The organism is Pseudomonas taeanensis MS-3, from assembly GCF_000498575.2.
GTDB lineage: Bacteria > Pseudomonadota > Gammaproteobacteria > Pseudomonadales > Pseudomonadaceae > Aquipseudomonas > Aquipseudomonas taeanensis.
This window is the reverse complement of the sequence record NZ_AWSQ01000001.1, coordinates 695,716-715,459: the sequence shown is the minus strand read 5'-3', so window position 1 is coordinate 715,459 and position 19,744 is coordinate 695,716. Positions and strand designations below refer to the sequence as shown.

Below are 19,744 nucleotides of genomic sequence, written 5' to 3'. Positions count from 1 at the left end.
TGAAGCTGTGGTTACGCCAGACCGCCGACAGCGCTGGCCGCAACAGGGCGAGGATTACTGATCGTCGGCGATCTTGATCGACTTGGGCGACAGGCGCAGGCTGCGCAAGCTGCGCTTGACGCTCTTCAGGTGGTTGACCAGCGACGGGCCGCGGGCCATGGCCACGCCCATGGCGAGCACGTCGATCACTACCAGGTGGGCAATACGCGAGGTCAGCGGGGTGTAGATCTCGGTGTCTTCCTGCACGTCGATCGCCAGTACCACTGAAGCCAGGTCAGCCAGCGGGGTCTGACTCGGGCACAGGGTGATCAGCGTGGCGCCGGTTTCACGCACCAGATTGGCGGTGATCAGCAGGTCCTTGGAGCGACCGGACTGGGAGATGCAGATCGCCACATCGGTGGGTTTCAGCGTCACCGCGCTCATCGCCTGCATGTGCGGGTCGGAATAGGCCGCGGCGTTCAGCAGCAGACGGAAGAACTTGTGCTGGGCATCCGCCGCCACCGCACCGGAAGCGCCAAAGCCATAGAACTCCACGCGCTGGGCCTGGGCACAAGCGGAGATGGCCTGCTGCAGCGCCTGTGGATCGAGGTGCTCGCGCACCTCGATCAGGGTATGCAGGGTGGTATCGAAAATCTTCAGGCTGAAATCGCTGACCGAGTCGTTCTCGTGGATCGCGAACTGACCAAAGCTGGCGCCGGCAGCCAGGCTTTGCGCCAGCTTGAGCTTGAGGTCCTGAAAGCCGCCACAACCAATGGCGCGACAGAAGCGCACGATGGTCGGCTCGCTGATCCCCACGTTATGCGCCAGCTCGGCCATCGAACTGTGCATCACCGCAGCCGGGTCGAGCAGCACATGGTCGGCCACCTTGAGTTCCGACTTACGTAACAGGTGGCGCGACTGGGCTATGTGTTGCAACAAATTCACAAGAAATAGGCTCTGCTGGGGGCATTGAATCCGGCGGACGATCCTCGACCGAGTCACGACTCGGTTATGATCGGCGCAGGCCGGGTTGTAGTGATCTTGTAGTTATACTACATGGCCGCCACCCCCGCACAGGTAAACGAGTCGGAGTTCCTTCATTGAGTATTCCCTGCGACATGCTGGTGTTCGGCGGCACCGGCGATCTAGCCCTGCATAAACTGTTGCCCGCGCTCTATCACCTGCACCGCGAGGGGCGCCTGCACGCCGACATGCGCATCCTCGCTCTGGCGCGCAGCAAGCACAGCCGCGCAGCCTTCCAGGCCCTCGCCGAACGCCACTGCCGTGCTCAAGTCGCGCGCGCCGACTTCGACGCCGAAACCTGGCAGCATTTCGCTGCACGCCTCGATTACTTCGCCATGGACGCTAGCCACAGCGCCGATTTCGGCCGTTTGAGCAAACACCTGGGCAACCCCGAGGAGCGCGTGCGGGTGTACTACCTGGCCACTGCACCCGGCCTGTTCGAGGATATCGCCGCGCACCTGAAAATCGCAGGACTGGCCGGACCCAAGGCGCGCATCGTGCTGGAGAAACCCATCGGCCACTCCCTCGAGTCGGCGCAGGCGATCAATGCAACGATCGCCGCGGTATTCGACGAGTCCCGGGTGTTCCGCATTGATCATTACCTGGGCAAGGAAACCGTACAGAACCTCATGGCGCTGCGCTTCGCCAACGCCCTGTTCGAACCAATATGGCGTGCCGGGCACATCGATCATATCCAGATCAGCGTCTGCGAGACCCTCGGGGTGGAGAACCGCGGCGCCTACTACGACCATGCCGGGGCGATGCGCGACATGGTGCAGAACCACCTGTTGCAGCTGCTCTGCCTGGTAGCCATGGAGGCGCCGGTGCGTTTCGACGCCGAGGCGGTGCGCAACGAGAAAGTGAAAATCCTCGAAGCCCTGAAGCCCATCACCGGCCTCGACGTCAGGGACAAGACCGTGCGTGGCCAGTACGCCGCCGGAAAGATCGGCGGGCAGGACGTTCCGGCGTATTACTTCGAGAAAAATGTCGACAACGACAGTGATACCGAGACATTTGTTGCCATTCAGGCGGAAATAGACAACTGGCGCTGGGCCGGTGTGCCGTTTTACCTGCGCACCGGTAAACGCCTGGCAAAGAAGTCCTCGGAAATCCTCATTCAGTTCAAACCGGTGCCGCATCGGCTGTTCGGCGAAGGCGAAGCCAACCGCCTGCTGATCCGCCTGCAGCCGGAAGAGCGCATCAGCCTGCAGCTGATGGCCAAGAATCCCGGAAAAGGCATGCGCCTGAAACCGGTGGAGCTCGATCTCAACCTGGCCGACGCATTCAATAAACAGCGCCGCTGGGACGCCTACGAGCGTCTGCTGCTGGATGTCATCGAAGGCGACTCGACGCTGTTCATGCGCCGCGATGAAGTGGAGGCCGCCTGGCAATGGATTGATCCGATCATCCAGGGCTGGCACCAGCACTACCAGAGCCCGCGCCCCTATCCGGCCGGCAGCAATGGCCCGGAGCAGCTGCAAAGCTTGCTCGAGCGACATGGCCGGCAGTGGATGGAGTAGCGCAACAAACCGCCGCAGCTGACTGCAGCAGCTCAGACTAGCTGACATCAGCATCTAGTATCCGCGATGGTAACGGAGGACTGTGCGCGAATTGCAAGGCTCCGCCGATACCTCACGCCTCCGGGCAGGGAGACAGCGTATATCTCAGTAAGTTCAACAGCCCGCCTTTACCCTGACCAAACCCTTTGATTAGAATGCCGGCTCATTGCCATTATTATTCTAAATAAACTGGCAAAAGGATGTTTATATTTCATCAAGGAATAAAGGAATGATGATCAAACGCTGCCTGGTACTCTCTATCGCTGCCGTACTGACTGGCTGCCAAGCCACTGGCGAGCAGTACCAAGCCGATGTCTTCGACGCGAGTCAGGTCAACACTCAGCAAGAAGCCAAAACCGTTAAAATCCTGACGGTTTCCCCCTCCAAGATCAAAGTCAGCAACGAGAAAAACCAGAAAGCCGCCATGATGGTCGGTGGCCTGCTGGGCGCTATTGGCGGCGCGGCGCTGGGCGCACAGAATCACCGTGATACCGCAATAGTGGGCGGCGTTGCAGGTGGTGCTGCAGGCGCAATGGCCGGCTCGCTGGTCAGCGATACCTCCCTGGTGCCAGGCGTGCTGATCGGTTACTCGGAAAACGGTAAGATTTTCACCTCTGCCCAGGTCGGCCGTCCTTGCGAATTCAAAATTGGCGAAATCTCGCTGATGGTAATGATGCTGTCCAACGAAACACGCATCCAGCCAAACGCAACCTGCCCCGAACCGACCAAGAGCTGAGGGCGCACAGATGAAACATATTGTTCTGGGCTCCGCCCTGGCCTTGTTATCCCTGCCGGCATTGGCCAACCAGTTCGACCAGTTGTACCAAATCGAACAGCAAACCAAGCAAGCTGAAGCGAATGCCGCAGCCGAGCGCACTCGCCAGGCCGTTGCCGAGCAGGCACGTGCTGACGCGCGCGATGCTGCTAATCGCCGTCAACGCGCCGCCGTACAACAAGCTGCACAACAGAAAGCTCTGGCACAACGTCAGGCACAAGAGTCCGAAAACAAGCGCGTTCGCAGCCGTGAAGAAGGCTTTGAGGACGAACTGCGGGCACTCGAACTGGAAGAGCGCAGACTTGAACTGCAGGCTAAACGCGCCCGCGCAGCTCGGGCGAACGACTACATCGATGCCGAGTTGCGCGAGAGCGCGGCACGAACCGACGTGATCCAGTCGGACGCGGATGCTTCGCGCAACCTGAGTTCGGGCACTAAAGCCTTGCTGGAAGACTCCGGCAAAGCCGAGGTCAATCGCTCCACTCGCCTGTTCGGCGAGTAACCCCCGACACTTCCCCTGGCACCCGCCGGGGGGAGGCTTTCGAGAGAGCTCATCATGCTGCGTTTAATCACCCTGGCCGCCACTGCCATGCTGCTGGCTGCCTGCAAAGAAGATAAAGCCCCCGAATTCCCCAGCGTTGATCTGCACGGACGCTTGGTAGTCGACCAGGAGATGACCAGTCGCCGCCAGGCACAGGGCATTCAAGGCGAATACTTCAAGCGCGTGCTGACCGTTAACGGTCAGGACATGGCGTTTGCTGAGTTTCTCACGCAGTACTGCGCGGACAGCAATACGCGTAATGAAACCTGCCAGAAAGCCGTACGCATCAAGAGGATCGATGAGGTCAGCGGCGCCACTCGTTTCCTTCCCAACGGGCTTTGACCCCGCCGCGTGCGCTTGCCCAACAGGCGCACGCCACCCCAGATAACACCATCCACGTGCCGCTAGAAAACCTTGATCTGATCACGTAGCACCTCGACAAACTGCTCCGCCGGTACCGGCCTGCCGATCAGATAGCCCTGAATTTCATCGCAGTGGTGCGCCTTGAGGAAGTCCATCTGCGCCTGGGTTTCCACCCCTTCGGCGACTACCTTCAGCTCCAGGCTATGGGCCAGGGCGATGATCGCCCGGGTGATGGCGGCATCTTCACCGCCCGCTGACAGGTCGCGGATGAAGGTCTGATCGATCTTCACGTAATCCACCGGGAAACGCTTGAGGTAACTGAGCGAAGAATAGCCAGTGCCGAAGTCATCAATCGCCAGTTTGACCCCCAGGGCACGCAGCTGATGGAAGGTGCTGATGACACTTTCGACGTTCTCCATCAACTGGCTTTCGGTGAGTTCCAGCTCGAGGAAATGCGCCTCCAGGTCGGTTTCCTCGAGTACCTGGCGCACCAGGCTGGTCAGATTGCCCTGACGCAGTTGATGCACCGACAGGTTCACCGAGACGCGGATCTGCGCCAGCCCCTGACGCTGCCATTCGCGCGCCTGCCGGCACGCCTCACGCAGGACGAACTCACCGATGGGTGCGATCAGGCCGGTTTCCTCGGCTAGGCCGATGAAGTCGCCGGGGGGCACCAGACCCAGCAGCGGATGACGCCAACGCACCAGCGCCTCGGCACCATTCAGGCTGTCATCGGCCAGGCATAGCTTGGGCTGGTAGAACACTTCCAGCTGCCCCTCATCGATGGCCTTGCGCAACTGCGTCTCCAGTTGCAGGCGCTCCAGGGTGCAGGCTTGCAGGTTATCGGTGAAGAATTGGAAGGTGTTGCCGCCCAAATGCTTGGCGTGCTGCATGGCCATGTTGGCCTGGCTGATCAGCGCGGAGATTTCCCGCGCATTGTCCGGCCACAGACTGATGCCAACGGACGCACTGATCACCAACTCCTGATCGCCAACCGTCATCGGTACCCGCAGCTTGGCCAGCAGACGACTGGCCATGCGCGCCAGGCTGGAAAGGCTACCGTAGGAGTCGAGCAACACCCCGAACTCGTCGCCCGACAAGCGCGCCAGGGTGTCGGCCTCGGGTACCGCCTGGCTCAGGCGACGGCTCATCTGCCGCAGCAACTGATCGGCCACGTCATGGCCGAGGCTGTCATTCAGCAGCTTGAAGCGATCCAGATCAATGTGTAGCAAGGCCAGGCTGCGGCCACTCTGGCGCGCGCGCTGGCTGGCGTCGTGCAGGCGCTCGCGGAACAGGCTGCGATTGGCCAGACCGGTCAACTGATCGTAATGCGAGAGGTAGCGCAGGCGCTCTTCAGACTCGCGCCGCGACGTAAGATCGGCGAAGAAGCCCACCACATGACTGACATTTCCCCGTGAGTCGCGTACTACATTCAGCTGCAACCACTGCGGGTAGAGCTCGCCGTTCTTGCGCGCCTCGAGCAATTCGCCCTGCCAGCTACCACACTGCTCCAACTCCAGACGGATCAGCTGGTACTGCTGGCGCGCCTCGCGACTGCTGATAAAGCTGATCACGCTTTTACCGATCAACTCATCCTGGCGGTAGCCGGTGACTTGCCTGAACGCCCGATTGACCGCCAACAGGCGGTAGTCAGGGTCGAGAATCACGATGCCTTCGCTGGCCGCCTCGAACACCGTGGCAGCCAGCTGCTGCTGCTGTTCCTGCTGCTTGCGCGCACTGATATCGCGCCGCGTGCCGAGCATGCGCAGCACCCGTCCCCGGGCGTCATGCTCCACCGCGCGACCACGGTCTTCGATCCACACCCAGTGCCCGGCGGCGTGCTTGATGCGGTACTCGATCTGGTAACCGTCGGTACGCCCCTTCATGTGCTCGACCAGGGCGCGGCGCAGGACCGGCAGGTCGTCCGGATGCAGGCGCGGCTTGAGATCGCGCAACATGACCTGAACCGCGCCGGGTTCGAGACCGAAAATTTCCTTGAGTTGGGAGTGGTGTACCTGATCGCTTTGCAGGTCCCAATCCCACAAGCCCAATTCGCTGGCTTCCAGGGCCAGGGCCAGACGCGCCTGACTCTTGCTCAGGGCATGCGTGGTTTCGTCCAGCTCCAGGGTGCGTTCAGCCACACGCATTTCCAGCTCGCGGTGGGCACCACGCAACTCGCGCTCGGCCCGCCGGCGCTGTTCGATTTCTCGCGCCAGCTCGACATTCAGACCTTCGGCCCGCAGCTTGGCATGCTCCAGGTTGCCGATCAGCGCCAGATTCTGGAAGCGTTGCAGCAGACTGCGCTGTACCAGGCGGTTAACCTGCCAGGCCACCACCAGCAGCGCCAACAGCAAAATACCGTCCAGCAGGCCCCAAGCGCGCTGCAAGGCGTTGTCGCTGAGCAGCAGATAGGCCCCCGAGGGCAGCAGACAGGGCACGGCGAAGGTCAGAAATGCCGACAGACTCACCGCATAAGCGACGCTGGCGGAGAGAATCGCCGCGGCAATCAGTCCGTAGACCAGGGCCTGCTGGTAGAACACATCGACTGGCACCAGGAAGATGGCGGCAAAGGCCAGGGTCAGACCGGACGCGAGGGCGCCAAACAGGAAATTTCGCCGCCAGTGCGGATGGGCCTGACGACTCGGCGGCGCGGCATTGAACGCGGTGACCTGTACCAGACGCAAGACGGCGAGCAACACCAACCAGATCAGCCAACCGGATAGCAGCCAGCGATTTTGTGGCGTCCACAGCAGGTAGGCGCAGGCCAGGCCATTGAGCAACATGAATAGGGTCGGTACCCGTGAGCCCTGGTAGAGCAGGCGGGTACGCTCGACAGCAATACCAGTGACGAATTGCTGATCGATCTCGTGCGAAGTGTCCAGCGTCAACTCGGCTACTGCGGCGCTCGTGAGGGCAGTCATAGGCGATATTCTTATTAAGGGTTGCCTAGGCGTCGGCGGAGCATACCCGAGCTAGAGCCAGCGCCCAAGATCGATGAACGCGATTTCCCCGCCGGCCGGCCTAACTTTTTACGGGGCGCGGCCCGGCAAGCATTGGCCGTGCTGGTGACCTGCCAGTCGTCAGTTGCTCACGGTGTGCTCATCTGCGGTTTGCCCTGCCTGCGCCCGCCCCCTAGAATGCCGCGATGCGCGACGATCTCTCTCTTCTGCTGAACTCCCTCAACGATGCTCAACGCCAGGCCGTAGCGGCCGGTTTGGGCCGTCAGTTGGTCCTGGCCGGTGCTGGCTCCGGCAAAACCCGTGTGCTGGTGCACCGTATCGCCTGGCTGATCCAGGTGGTCAACGCCTCACCGCACAGCATTCTGTCGGTGACCTTCACCAACAAGGCCGCCGCCGAGATGCGTGCGCGCATCGAACAGATGCTCGGTATGAATCCGGCCGGCATGTGGGTCGGCACCTTCCACGGTCTGGCCCATCGCCTGCTGCGGTCGCACTGGCAGGAGGCCGGCCTGGCGGAAAACTTCCAGATCCTCGATTCCGACGACCAGCAACGCCTGGTCAAGCGGGTGATCCGCGAACTGGGCCTGGACGAGCAGCGCTGGCCAGTGCGCCAGGCCCAGTGGTTTATCAACGGGCAGAAGGACGAAGGCCTGCGTCCGCAGCATATTCAGCCCGGCGGCGACCTGTTCCTCGCCACCATGCTGAAAATCTACGAAACCTACGAAGCGGCCTGCGCCCGCGCCGGGGTCATCGACTTCTCCGAGTTGCTACTGCGCGCCCTCGACTTGTGGCGCGACAAGCCGGGCCTGCTCGAGCACTACCAGCGGCGCTTCCGGCATATCCTGGTCGACGAATTCCAGGACACCAACGCCGTGCAGTACGCCTGGCTACGCCTGCTGGCCAAGGACGGTGACAGCCTGATGGTAGTGGGCGACGATGACCAGTCGATCTACGGCTGGCGCGGGGCCAAGATCGAAAACATTCACCAGTACAGCCGCGACTTCCCGGACGCCGAAACCATCCGCCTGGAGCAGAATTACCGCTCCACCGCCGGCATCCTCAAGGCCGCCAACGCACTGATCGCCAACAATCAGGGGCGCCTGGGCAAGGAACTGTGGACCGAGGACGGCGATGGCGAGCCGATCAGCCTGTACGCCGCCTTCAACGAACACGACGAAGCCCGCTACGTGGTCGAATCGATCGAGGACGCCCTGCGCAAGGACGGCCTCAAGCGCAGCGAAATCGCCATCCTCTACCGCTCCAACGCTCAGTCGCGGGTACTCGAAGAGGCGCTGCTGCGCGAGAAGATTCCCTACCGCATCTACGGCGGTCAGCGCTTCTTCGAGCGCGCCGAGATCAAGAACGCCATGGCCTACCTGCGCCTGCTCGAAGGTCGCGGCAACGACGCCGCGCTGGAGCGGGTGATCAACGTGCCGGCGCGCGGGATCGGCGAGAAGAGCGTCGAGGCGATCCGCGAGTACGCCCGCGGCCATGACGTCTCCATGTGGGAGGCGATCGGCCTGATGCTCGCCGGCAAGGTCCTGCCCGGCCGCGCCTCCGGCGCCCTGGCCGGCTTTATCGAGTTGATCGAGAACCTCGCCGCCAAGGCGCTGAGCATGCCGCTGCACCTGATGACCCAGACCGTCATCGAGCAGAGCGGCCTGATCGCCTACCACAAGGCGGAAAAAGGCGAAAAAGCCCAGGCTCGTATCGAGAACCTGGAAGAACTGGTCAGCGCCGCGCGCGCCTTCGAGAACGACGAAGGCGACGAGCAGTCGCCGTTGCAGGCCTTCCTCGGCCATGCCTCACTGGAAGCCGGCGACACCCAGGCAGCGGAAAACGAAGACAGCATCCAGTTGATGACCCTGCACAGCGCCAAGGGTCTGGAGTTCCCCCAGGTGTTTCTGGTCGGCGTGGAAGAAGGCCTGTTCCCGCACAAGATGAGCCTGGAAGAACCTGGCCGCCTCGAAGAAGAGCGGCGCCTGGCCTATGTCGGCATCACCCGCGCCATGCAGAAGCTGGTGATCACTTACGCCGAGACCCGTCGCCTGTACGGTAGCGAGACCTATAACAAGGTGTCGCGCTTCGTCCGCGAGATTCCGCCCGCACTGATCCAGGAAGTGCGCCTGTCGAACAGCGTCACCCGGCCCATGGGCTCAGGCAATCGCGGCATGAGCGGCGGCAGTATGTTCGCCGGCAGCGCCGTGCCGGATACCGCCTTCAGCCTCGGCCAGCGTGTACAACACAGCCTGTTCGGCGAAGGCACCATCCTCAACTTCGAGGGCGGCGGCGCGCAGGCGCGGGTACAGGTGAACTTCGAAAGCGAAGGCAGCAAATGGCTGATGCTCAGTTACGCCAAGCTGGAAGCACTGTAAGAATTGGCGCCAGTTGGAATAGGGACACACTTTAAATAATGAGGCCTGCTGGACTTGCCTCTCGGGGCCGCGCTAAAAACGTGTCCGCCAATACACCCCACATTCAAAGATGCTGAGCGTTTCAGCTCGCTCTAAAAATAATACAGGGAAGAAAGCATGAAATATCCATTGTTCCTGGCTGCACTGATCGCCTCGAACGTTACCCTCGCAGACAATTTCAATGGGCCTTATCTGGGTGCCTACAGCGGCTACAGCTGGAGCGAAGATGAAGGCAAGGGCCAGTTTCAGACCACCGGGGTAAAAAGCAACTGGGCGCAAACCACCAACCCCAGAGGCATCCAGTACGGTCTCTTGGCAGGCTATAACTGGACCTTTGAAAATAATCTGTTGCTCGGAATAGAGGCCGACTACGAAGGCCGCGCCGATGACACCGACCGCGATTATCAGGCCTTTAACGGACAGCCTGATCCGTCTTATCACGCCACGACTGAGTTGACTGAGGCCGGATCGCTAAGAGGCCGCGCAGGCTATCTCTTCAACAAGCAGTTCCTGCTTTATGCCACCGCAGGCTACTCGGCGGTACGGGTCGAAAGAACCTGGCAGGACACACTGGCCCAAGTGAAGGAATCACATACCCGCTGGCAAGACGGCTGGGTGGCTGGCGTTGGCGCAGAATACCTGCTGAACGCCAATATCTCCGCGCGACTGGAATACCGCTACGCGGACTACGGTACGGAAATGGTGCCCGCCAACCTGTGGGGCGAAGAGTACAAGCAGCGCTTGACCAGCCAAGCGCTACAGGCGGGTATTGCCTACCAGTTCTAACGAACGGCAGCCTCAAGTAAGCTCAAGAATCTACCTCCTAGGCAGTGCACTGTGGAAAGAAGCCTTTTCCACAGCTGGAGTGCGAGTCGTCTTGCAAGTGCTCAATCAAGACGACGCTCCAGCGCTAAACACTCCTTGAGCTGCTTGGTAATAGCTGCCGCATAAATAAGACAGACATTTAAGGATGCCTCGATGAATCACCGCAACCTTCTCGGCGCCACCCTGGCCCTGCTGGCCGCCCTCGGCCTGGCTGGCTGCAATGACGAAAAAGCCAGCCCCGAGCAAGCCGCTGTCGCGCCGGTGCAGAGTTTTCAGTGGAAGATGGTCACCGCCTGGCCGAAGAACTTTCCCGGCCTGGGCACCGCCGCCGAACGCCTGGCCGAGCGGGTCGCGACCATGAGCAACGGCCGCCTGACCATCAAGGTCTACGCCGGCGGCGAGCTGGTGCCGCCGCTGGAGGTGTTCGACGCGGTGTCACGCGGCACCGCCGAGCTCGGTCACGGCGCCGCCTATTACTGGAAGGGCAAGGTGCCGGCCGCGCAATTCTTCACCGCCGTGCCGTTCGGCCTGTCGACCTCGGAAATGAACGCCTGGCTGAGCAAGGGTGGCGGTCAGCAGCTGTGGGACGAGGCCTATGCCCCCTTCGGCGTGAAGCCCATGGCCGTGGGCAATACCGGCATGCAGATGGGCGGCTGGTACAACAAGGAAATCAATTCACTGGATGACCTCAAGGGCCTGAAGATCCGCATGCCGGGCCTCGGCGGCGAAGTGCTCAACCGCCTCGGCGCGACCACCGTCAACCTGCCGGGCGGCGAGGTGTTCACCGCCCTGCAGACCAACGCCATCGACGCCACCGACTGGGTCAGCCCCTACAACGACCTGGCCTTCGGCCTGCACAAGGCGGCCAAGTTCTACTACTACCCGGGCTGGCAGGAACCCCAGGCGGTGTTGGAGCTGCTGATCAATCAGAAAGCCCTGGACGGCCTGCCGGCCGATTTGCAGGCGATCCTCACCGAGGCGACCCGCGCGGCCAACCAGGACATGCTGGACGACTACGTCTATCACAACGCCCTGGCCCTGGATGAACTGAAGAAACAGGCCACCCTGCTCAAGCGTTTCCCCGACGAGGTGCTCGACGCCATGCACTTCGAGGCCGAAATAGTACTCGGCGAACTGGCCGCGCAGAACGAACTGAACGGGCGTATCTGGGCCTCGATGAAAGCCTTCCAGGCCCAGGTCAGCCAGATGCACCAGCTGTCCGAGAAGGAGTTGTACAACTGGCGTTGAGCCAGCCATCCAAGCCAGGCCGTAGCCCGGATGAAATCCGGGAATAACCGCGGTGCGGCCAGCCCTGGTCCATCCAGAGGCACCGATAGGGATGGACAGCAGCCATTCATATACAAACGGAGCCTCTCGGCTCCGTTTGTCGTTTGCAGCCACCGCTAGCCCACTGCCGGCCCATACTCGAAAGCGAGGTGAGCCGATGAAAAAACCGACTGTTAATGCCGAGCAGATCCTCGACGCGGCGCTGCAACTGGCCGATGACTGCGGCTGGGAGCGCCTGCACCTGTTCGAGGTGGCAGAACACCTGGGCGTCGGTCTGGACGCCATTGCCGCGCATGTTCGCGACAAGGATCAACTGGTCGAAACCTGGTTCGACCGTGCCGACCGCGCCCTGCTGGCCCGCGCCAAAGCTGCCGACCTGATCGCCCTGACGCCTGCCAAGTGCCTGGAGGAGCTGCTGATCGCCTGGCTCGACAGCCTGGCTGCACACCGCGCGGTAACCGGACAGATGCTGCTCTACAAACTCGAACCCGGGCATCTGCACCTGCAGGTGTTGGGCCTGTTACGCATCAGCCGCACCGTGCAATGGTGGCGCGAGGCCGCCCGGCGGGAAAGCCTGTACCTGCATCGCATTGCCGAGGAAAGCCTGCTCAGCGGTGTCTACCTGCGCTGCTTTATTCACTGGCTGCGCCATTCCGAAGAAGACCCAGCGGAGTTCCGCGCCCTGCTGCGGCGGCAGTTGCGCGGCGGCCCGCTGTTGATGCTGCTGCGCCAGACCTAGCAGGCTAGTGGGTTGGCAAATTCGCCATAAACACAGCCAGGCGCTGCTCGGTCGGCCACGACGATTGTTGCAGCCCAGCCTGCACGCCGGCGAAGACGCAGGCCTGCTTGTTCTGACTGAACTGGTTGATGCCGTGCACGCGCAGAATCGGCACGCTGAAACCGACAATAGCCCCGAGCATGCTGCCGATAGAGTCGATCGGGGCACCGGCGATCGCTCAGAGTTGCGCCGGTTTTGCTCATGCGCCTGACTTGCGCCGGCAAACGCTGCCGCTCGTCGAATACCTCGATCCGAGCCTAGGCATGTACCGCCTCCTCGCCCCAGGCAAAGGCTTTGGGGCTTTACATGACAACGGCGCCTCAGCAGACGGTGGTGAAGAGTATCCGCGTGGCTGTCGCTGGCACCGCTACAGCTAAAAAGCAAAAGCTCGAAACACTCTGCGGCTGGCCTTCGTCATGCAGGACGTGCAAGATGCCGCGCGTAGTTCCACAAACCGAGAGCATCTCCATCATGCAGCGTTTCCTCAGCATCGCCCTGGTTATCTGCCTGGCGCTAACGTTCAGTTTCGAAGCCCATGCCAAGCGCTTTGGCGGTGCTAAATCCTTCGGCTCCGCGCCGAGCCACCAGACTCGCCAGACCTCGTCGCAACCGGCCGCCAGCACCACCGCCGCCGGTCGCCAACCCGCCGCCGCCAGCGGTGCCTCGCGTTGGCTCGGCCCACTGGCCGGTTTGGCCGCCGGTGGCCTGCTCGCCTCGATGTTCATGGGTGATGGCTTCGAAGGCCTGCAGATCATGGACATGCTGATCTTCGGCCTGATCGCCTTCCTGCTGTTCCGTTTCCTAGCCGCCCGTCGCCAACGCAGCCAGCCCATGGCCGCCAATGGCGCACCCTACCAGCGCGAGATGCCGGCCGCTGCCAGCCCGATCTTCGGCGGCAGCGCGGCGGCGATCAAACCGGTGATCAATGCGCCAGCCTGGTTCAACGAGCAAAGCTTCATTGCCGCCGGCCGCGAGCACTTCCTCAGTCTGCAACAGCACTGGGATGCCAACGAGATGGAGCAGATCGCCGAGTTCGTCACTCCTCAGTTACTCAGCTTCCTGACTCAGGAACGCGCCGACCTGGGCGACGGCTTCCAGTCCACCTATATCGACAACCTCGAAGTGCAGCTGGACGGCGTCGATGACACGGCCGACAAGACTGTCGCTACCCTGACCTTCGTCGGCCAGGCCAAGACCTCGCGCTTCGACCAGGGCGAAAGCTTCAGCGAAAGCTGGCGCCTGGAGCGCGCAGCAGGCGACAACCAGCCGTGGCTGGTGGCGGGCATTCGCCAGAACTGATCGGTTCGTTTGCTCAAAAAACCCCAGGCAAGCCTGGGGTTTTTTATGCCGGTATGCTCAACAACCGACACTCAGCGGTGTCCCTTCGGCCGCGGCCGACCGACACGATGCGGCTGGCGCTGGGCGATCGAGCGGCGCCAATAGAAGATCGGCGGCGCCGACGGCCTAGGCGGGCCCTTGCGGACAGAGCTCACAGACTTCGGCACGCGGCACCAATTTGAGAAACTGATCGGTGCTCATATGCACCAGGCTCTCGTGATCGCCGGCCTCGAAATAAATATCCTGCTGTCGGGTCAACTGCGGATCGACCCGCATGCTCATCCCGTAAGGTTCACCTACCGCCGGTACAGCGCCCAGCTCACAATCCTTGAACAGACCCGCAATAGTGGACTCGTTGGTGAGCTGCCAATGCTCGGCCCCTTTGCACACCATGCTCATATCCAGGTGCCGACTGGCCGGCAGCACCGCCATCAGGTAGTGGCCCTGGCGATCATCCAGAATCACCGGCTTGGCCAGACGCTCTGCCGGAATGTTGGCCACCCGCGCCGACTCCAGACTCCCTGCCGAATGCGGGTGTGGCACCAGATCGAACTGACACTGCGCCTGTTCCAGGCTGCGCTGTAAGGTTGCTGCCATATGCATGATTCACCTCCCGTTGCTCACCCATACCCAGAGTGGCTGGCTAAGCGACAATCCCATGCTTAAATTTTAGTCCGCGTGCCCGCGTCAGGCTGCAACACTTGGTGCTAGACGGGTGCCCTCGACAGCAGTACTGGGTCTATCTGTAGAGGCGCAAACCCAGTGCGCATCCCTATGCACTCTCAGCCGAGGGAACGGCCCTGCAACCAGAACCCACCGGCGCAGCGCACGATGCTTTTTATTCCTGACGCCAGCTACTGTATAAAGCGCATCAACATGCATTGAGGGCCTATTGCCGTGGAAGAAGTCATCGAACAACTGCGCGAAATGAACGAACCCGTGCCGGTGCCTCTGGAGCTACCGGATGAGGAAACCCTGGTGGAAATCCAGGAGCAGATCCTGATCCACCTGCCCTACGGACTGCGCGAGTTCCTGCTCCAGGTCAGCGATGTGGTCTACGGCCGCCTGGAGCCGGTTACTGCTGCCGACCCGCAGTCACACACCTATCTGCCGGAAGTGGCCTCGATGGCCTGGTCGCTGGGCGTACCGCGCGAACTGGTGCCGATCTGCGAGGATCGAGGCAACTACTACTGCGTCGAAGAGGACGGCACTGTATTGCTGTGGGAAGGTGAGACCGGCGAGCTCAACGAAGACGAGACCTGGGAGTCGGTCTGGCACTGGGTCCGCGACATCTGGCTGGAGAGCTGAGCACCTGGCCCGGGCTGCGCAGCGCGCGGCCCGAGGCTCAGCCCTCAACCTAAACCGCGCGCCGCGCTGTCCAAATCCAGCAGATTGAGCAGGAATTGGCCGAAGAAGCTCAGATCCTGCTCAATCGCCGCTCGCGCGCCCCTGCCATCGCCCGCCAACAAGGCTTTCAGAACGTCCTCATGAAAGTCGTTGAGGCGTAGTAACAGGTCCGCCTCGGTAAACAGACGGTTGAAAAACGGCCCGACCTGCAGCCATAAGCTCTCGATCATGCGCAGTAGAATCGGATTGCCGCAGGCGCGGTACAGAGTCATGTGGAACTGGCTGTTGTCCTTCAGGTAGCCCTGCACATCGCGCTGCTCCAGCGCCTGTTCCATACGCACGATGCAGCCGTGCAGCAGCGCGATCTCAGCCTCGCCGATACGCGGTGCGGCCTGTTCGACCGCCAAACCCTCCAGACTCAGGCGCACCAGGGAAATCTGCTGGAAGCGCTCACGGGTCATCGCCGGTACCCGTACCGAACGTTGCTGTTCGCCTTCCAGGGCGCCTTCGGCGACCAAGCGTTGCAGCGCCGCACGCACCGGCATCGGGCTGGTGCCCCAGGCGGCCGCCAGGTCGCGGATTTTCATCCGCTCGCCGGGCTGAAAACGCCCCGCCAGCAGCGCCTCGCGGATTCGTTGGTAGAGTTGCTCCTGCAGGTTGTCGGCCATGTCCGGGTCACCCTGCACATGTCGGCGGCGCCGGCAGTTGGTTGAGGGTCAGAAGACAGTTACGCATGGGTTATTCCTTAGCGCTCAGGGCGCCTTGTTCTCGATTAGACAATTACCGCCATCCACCACCAGCACTTCGCCGGTGATGTAACTGGCTTCAGGGGATGCCAGGAAGACCACGGCTCCGGCAACCTCCTCTGGACGCCCGGCGCGTCCCAGGGGAGTGTACGACGCAGCGCGCTGCTCTTGGTCGGTGCTCGAGCCGGTGGCGATCCATCCGGGTGCCACGCTGTTCACCGTAATGCCCTGTTTGGCCACCTCCAGCGCCAAGCCCATACTCAAGCCAAGCAGACCGGCCTTGGCCGCGCTATAGGCCGCTTCGCCGCGGTTGCTGCCACGGGTACCGGTGGTCGAGCTGATGTTGACGATGCGTCCGTAACCTCGGGCCTGCATACCCGGCAGCAGGGCGCGGGTGAGCAGGAAGCTGGTGGTCAGGTTGCGCGCCAGCGACAGGTTCCAGGTCGCCAGATCCATCGCCGCCACCTCGGCGAACGGCTCCGGGCTGCCCTGCATGGCCATGCCGGCGTTGTTCACCAGAATGTCGACGTGACCGAACTGCGCTACAGCCCAGGCAGCCAGCTCCGCCACCTGCGCTTCGTCAGTCAGGTCAGCCACCAGGGCACGGGCGTCTATCCCTTCTGCCTGCAACTCGGTCGCCCTCTGCTGGATACGCGCACTGCTGGCCGTCAACAGCACGCGCACGCCTGCGCGGCCGAGTCGGCGCGCAATGGCCATGCCGATGCCACTGTCACTTCCAGCTCCGCTCACCAGAGCAACCTGCCCCTGCCACGCTGACTCAGCCACCTGACTTCCTTTTGTGATCACAAAACAAACAAAATACTAACAAATACCCGTACATCTGCCAGCAATTGACAGTTTTGTGATCACAAAATAAGAATGTGCAGAAATTCGAACGAGGTGTTTTGAAATGACTGCCAGTGGTATCAGCGAAACCGCCGTGGAAGCCTTCGTCGCTCGCGAGCGCCAATGCTTCCTCGAGCAGAACCCAAAGTCCGTGGCGCTGGCCGAACGCGCCCGTCACTCACTGTACGGTGGCGTGCCGATGCACTGGATGGCCGACTGGTCGACCCCCTGCCCGCTGTTCGTCGAGCGCGCCAAGGGTGCGCGCTTCTATGACGTGGATGGCCATGAGTACATCGACTTCTGCCTGGGCGACACTGGCAGCATGTTTGGTCACTCGCCGGCGCCGATCGCCAAGGCCCTGGCTGAACAAGGCGACAACGGCCTGACCACCATGCTTCCCGGCGAGGATGCGGTAATCGCCGGCGAACTGCTGGCCGAGCGCTTCGGCCTGCCCTACTGGCAGGTGGCGACCACCGCCACCGACGCTAACCGCTTCGTCGTACGCTGGAGCCGTGCCATCACTCAGCGCAAGGTGTTGCTGGTGTTCGATGGCTGCTACCACGGCACCGTGGACGACGTCATGGTGCGTTGCCGCGACGGCGAGACGGTGCATCGTGCCGGCCTGATCGGCCAGGCCTACGACCTCACCGAACACAGCCGCTCGATCCCGTTCAACGACGTGGCGGCGCTGGAAGCCGCGCTGGCCCAAGGCGACGTGGCGGCCCTACTGTGCGAGCCGGCGATGACCAATATCGGCATGGTGCTGCCGGCACCGGGCTTCATGCAGCAGTGCCGCGAATTGACGCGTAAATATGGCAGCCTGCTGATCATCGACGAAACCCACACCATTTCCACCGATATCGGTGGCTGCACCCGGCTGTGGAACCTAGACCCGGACTTCTTCGTGGTCGGCAAGCCGATCGCCGGCGGTGTGCCCTGCTCGGTGTTCGGCTGCAGCGCCGCGATGGCCGACGCCATGCACATCGCGCAGCAGCGCGCGCATGAGCCGGGCCGCGACGCCAGCGCAAGCGGCCACGGCCACAGCGGCATGGGCACCACCCTGTCGGCCAACGCCCTGGCCATGCACTGCATGCGCGCCAACCTGGAACAGGTGATGACCCAGGCCGCCTACGACCACATGCTGCCGCTGGCCAAGCGCCTGGCCGGCGGCTTGCGCCACCTGATCGGAAAACACCAGCTCAACTGGTCGGTGACCGAACTGGGCGCGCGCTGCGAATTCCAGTTCTGCGCGGAGCCGCCGAAGACTGGCGCCGAGGCCGAAGCGGCCTTCCACGACAGCCTGCAGATGGCCCTGCATTTGTATTTGATCAACCGCGGCATTCTCATCACCCCGTTCCACAACATGACCCTGTGCTGCCCGGACACCTGCGCAGCCGATGTCGACAGGCTGATCACCACCCTGGATCAGGCGCTGGGTGAATTGCTGGCCATGCCCGTCGCCCGCGAATAAGCCAGGGCGAGGGCGCGACATGGCGTAGCCCGGCTGCCATGGGGCTCGGTCAACCCATCCCGGATTGCATCCGGGCTACATACATAAGACATAGGCGCCCAAGCCGGCGCCCACGAGGTTTACATGCATTTCGCCACGTTTCAGGAAGCCGAAGACTTCCTCAGCCAACACCCCGAGGTGCGCAGCATCGAGCTGTTTATCATCGATGCCAACGGCGTGCCGCGCGGCAAGCTGCTGCACCGCGATGAACTGTTGGCGATGTATAAAAGCGGCCGCCCACTGCCGAGCACCATCCTCGGCCTGACCATCAATGGCGAGGATGTCGAAGACAGCGGCCTGGCCTGGGAGGTTGGCGATGCCGATTGCTGGACCTATCCACTGCCCGGCAGCCTGTGCCTGCAACCCTGGCGCGCACAGCCGACCGGCCAGTTGCAGGTAAGCATGCACCCCAGCCAGGGCCTGCCGGCCGCCGTCGCCGACCCGCGGCATGTGTTGGCCAGGGTGATCGACAGCCTCAAGGTCGACGGCTATCACCCGGTGATGGCGGTGGAGTTGGAGTTCTATTTGCTCGACCGTGAACGCGGCGAGCAGGGTCGCCCGCTGCCGGCTCGGCAGGGCAACGGTCTGCGGCCCCAGGCTACCCAGGTCTATGGCGTCTATGAACTGGAGCAGCTGCAACCCTTCCTCGACGAGCTGTACGCCGCCTGTGACGTGCAGGGGCTGCCGGTGCGCACGGCGATTTCCGAGTACGCGCCGGGCCAGGTCGAAATCACCCTGGAGCACCGCGCCGATGCGCTGCAGGCCATCGACGAAGGCATCCGTTACAAGCGCCTGGTCAAGGGCGTGGCGAATAAACTGGGCTTGCAGGCCTGCTTCATGGCCAAGCCATTCGGCGACCTGGCCGGCAACGGCATGCACCTGCACGTCAGCCTGGCCGACGCGCAGGGCAACAACCTGTATGCCAGCGAAGCGCCCAGCGGCACCCCGCTGCTGCGCCACTCCATCGGCGGCATGCTGAGCACCCTGCTCGACTCGCTGGCGCTGTTCTGTCCCAACGCCAACTCGTTCCGCCGCTTCCAGGCCAACAGCTATGCGCCGCTGGCCAAGAACTGGGGGGTGAACAACCGCACCGTGTCGTTGCGCGTGCCAGGTGGGCCGGCCTTCAGCCGACATATCGAACACCGCATCTGCGGCGCCGATGCCAACCCCTATCTCGCCGCCGCGGCCGTGCTCGCCGGCATCCATCTGGGCATCCGCAAACAGATCGACCCGGGCGCGCCGATCGAAGGCAACGGTTATGCACAGGCCACGGAGTTCCTGCCCACCGACTGGCTCAGTGCCCTACGCGCGCTGGAGCACTCGAGCTGGGCCCGCGAAGCCCTGGGCGCGGAGTTCATCAAGGTGTTCCTGGCGATCAAGTACCACGAATATCGTCAGTTCATGGGCGAAGTCGGCGAGCAGGACTGGCGCTGGTACCTCAGCCAAGCCTGAT

The 19,744-nt window shown here is 62.4% G+C and carries 18 protein-coding genes; 12 read left to right on the top strand and 6 right to left on the bottom strand.

Features of this window, described 5'->3' with window-relative positions; translation table 11 throughout:
- Positions 1 to 54: 54 nt before the first annotated feature.
- A complete protein-coding gene (gene hexR / locus TMS3_RS03075; protein ID WP_025163781.1) occupies positions 55 to 924 on the bottom strand; it encodes a transcriptional regulator HexR in 870 nt (289 codons plus the stop codon).
- 173 nt (positions 925 to 1,097) lie between these two features.
- On the opposite strand from hexR, the gene zwf reads away from it, so the two are divergent.
- From zwf to TMS3_RS03055, 4 genes are all read left to right on the top strand, one after another.
- Positions 1,098 to 2,522 carry a glucose-6-phosphate dehydrogenase gene (gene zwf / locus TMS3_RS03070; protein WP_029866074.1) on the top strand — a complete coding sequence of 475 codons (1,425 nt, stop codon included), beginning with the start codon at positions 1,098 to 1,100 and terminating at the stop codon, positions 2,520 to 2,522.
- 268 nt (positions 2,523 to 2,790) lie between these two features.
- A complete protein-coding gene (locus TMS3_RS03065; protein WP_235576598.1) occupies positions 2,791 to 3,297 on the top strand; it encodes a hypothetical protein in 507 nt (168 codons plus the stop codon).
- Positions 3,298 to 3,307: 10 nt separating this feature from the next.
- Positions 3,308 to 3,838 (top strand): DUF5384 family protein, encoded by a 531-nt coding sequence (locus TMS3_RS03060; RefSeq protein ID WP_025163778.1) that lies wholly within the window; start codon positions 3,308 to 3,310, stop codon positions 3,836 to 3,838.
- Between the two features lie 54 nt (positions 3,839 to 3,892).
- A complete protein-coding gene (locus TMS3_RS03055; protein WP_025163777.1) occupies positions 3,893 to 4,219 on the top strand; it encodes a hypothetical protein in 327 nt (108 codons plus the stop codon).
- A gap of 62 nt (positions 4,220 to 4,281) precedes the next feature.
- Here TMS3_RS03055 and TMS3_RS03050 read toward each other — a convergent pair whose 3' ends face one another.
- A complete protein-coding gene (locus TMS3_RS03050) occupies positions 4,282 to 7,161 on the bottom strand; it encodes a putative bifunctional diguanylate cyclase/phosphodiesterase (protein WP_025163776.1) in 2,880 nt (959 codons plus the stop codon).
- A gap of 224 nt (positions 7,162 to 7,385) precedes the next feature.
- On the opposite strand from TMS3_RS03050, the gene uvrD reads away from it, so the two are divergent.
- The 4 genes from uvrD to TMS3_RS03030 all read left to right on the top strand — a co-directional run bounded on the left by uvrD (position 7,386) and on the right by TMS3_RS03030 (position 12,465).
- Positions 7,386 to 9,575, top strand: a complete 2,190-nt coding sequence (gene uvrD, locus TMS3_RS03045; protein ID WP_025163775.1) for a DNA helicase II — start codon at positions 7,386 to 7,388, stop codon at positions 9,573 to 9,575.
- 156 nt (positions 9,576 to 9,731) lie between these two features.
- Complete coding sequence (locus tag TMS3_RS03040) at positions 9,732 to 10,400, top strand: outer membrane protein (protein WP_025163774.1); 669 nt, start codon at positions 9,732 to 9,734, stop codon at positions 10,398 to 10,400.
- 192 nt (positions 10,401 to 10,592) lie between these two features.
- Positions 10,593 to 11,687 carry a TRAP transporter substrate-binding protein gene (locus TMS3_RS03035; protein WP_025163773.1) on the top strand — a complete coding sequence of 365 codons (1,095 nt, stop codon included), beginning with the start codon at positions 10,593 to 10,595 and terminating at the stop codon, positions 11,685 to 11,687.
- A 196-nt stretch (positions 11,688 to 11,883) separates the two neighbouring features.
- Positions 11,884 to 12,465 carry a TetR/AcrR family transcriptional regulator gene (locus tag TMS3_RS03030; RefSeq protein ID WP_025163772.1) on the top strand — a complete coding sequence of 194 codons (582 nt, stop codon included), beginning with the start codon at positions 11,884 to 11,886 and terminating at the stop codon, positions 12,463 to 12,465.
- 4 nt (positions 12,466 to 12,469) lie between these two features.
- Here TMS3_RS03030 and TMS3_RS25275 read toward each other — a convergent pair whose 3' ends face one another.
- Complete coding sequence (locus TMS3_RS25275) at positions 12,470 to 12,646, bottom strand: hypothetical protein (protein ID WP_160321018.1); 177 nt, start codon at positions 12,644 to 12,646, stop codon at positions 12,470 to 12,472.
- A gap of 329 nt (positions 12,647 to 12,975) precedes the next feature.
- Between TMS3_RS25275 and TMS3_RS03020 the strand changes: the two genes are divergently transcribed.
- Positions 12,976 to 13,803: a Tim44 domain-containing protein gene (locus TMS3_RS03020; protein WP_025163770.1), complete on the top strand. Its 828-nt coding sequence runs from the start codon at positions 12,976 to 12,978 to the stop codon at positions 13,801 to 13,803.
- 165 nt (positions 13,804 to 13,968) lie between these two features.
- On the opposite strand, the gene TMS3_RS03015 is transcribed toward TMS3_RS03020, so the two are convergent.
- The gene (locus TMS3_RS03015; RefSeq protein WP_025163769.1) at positions 13,969 to 14,445 is read right to left on the bottom strand and encodes an aminoacyl-tRNA deacylase; all 477 of its coding nucleotides are present in this window, start codon (positions 14,443 to 14,445) and stop codon (positions 13,969 to 13,971) included.
- 294 nt (positions 14,446 to 14,739) lie between these two features.
- On the opposite strand from TMS3_RS03015, the gene TMS3_RS03010 reads away from it, so the two are divergent.
- On the top strand, positions 14,740 to 15,150 hold the full coding sequence (locus tag TMS3_RS03010; RefSeq protein ID WP_025163768.1) for an SMI1/KNR4 family protein: 411 nt from the start codon (positions 14,740 to 14,742) through the stop codon (positions 15,148 to 15,150).
- Between the two features lie 44 nt (positions 15,151 to 15,194).
- Here the strand turns inward: TMS3_RS03010 and TMS3_RS03005 are convergent, their stop codons facing one another.
- On the bottom strand, positions 15,195 to 15,857 hold the full coding sequence (locus tag TMS3_RS03005; RefSeq protein WP_025163767.1) for a GntR family transcriptional regulator: 663 nt from the start codon (positions 15,855 to 15,857) through the stop codon (positions 15,195 to 15,197).
- Positions 15,858 to 15,941: 84 nt separating this feature from the next.
- Complete coding sequence (locus TMS3_RS03000; protein WP_025163766.1) at positions 15,942 to 16,721, bottom strand: SDR family NAD(P)-dependent oxidoreductase; 780 nt, start codon at positions 16,719 to 16,721, stop codon at positions 15,942 to 15,944.
- Between the two features lie 124 nt (positions 16,722 to 16,845).
- Between TMS3_RS03000 and TMS3_RS02995 the strand changes: the two genes are divergently transcribed.
- Together TMS3_RS02995 and TMS3_RS02990 are read left to right on the top strand one after the other, a co-directional pair.
- Positions 16,846 to 18,252, top strand: a complete 1,407-nt coding sequence (locus TMS3_RS02995; protein ID WP_025163765.1) for an aspartate aminotransferase family protein — start codon at positions 16,846 to 16,848, stop codon at positions 18,250 to 18,252.
- Between the two features lie 123 nt (positions 18,253 to 18,375).
- Positions 18,376 to 19,743, top strand: coding sequence for a glutamine synthetase family protein (locus tag TMS3_RS02990; protein ID WP_025163764.1), 1,368 nt, complete (start codon positions 18,376 to 18,378; stop codon positions 19,741 to 19,743).
- Position 19,744: the final 1 nt, after the last annotated feature.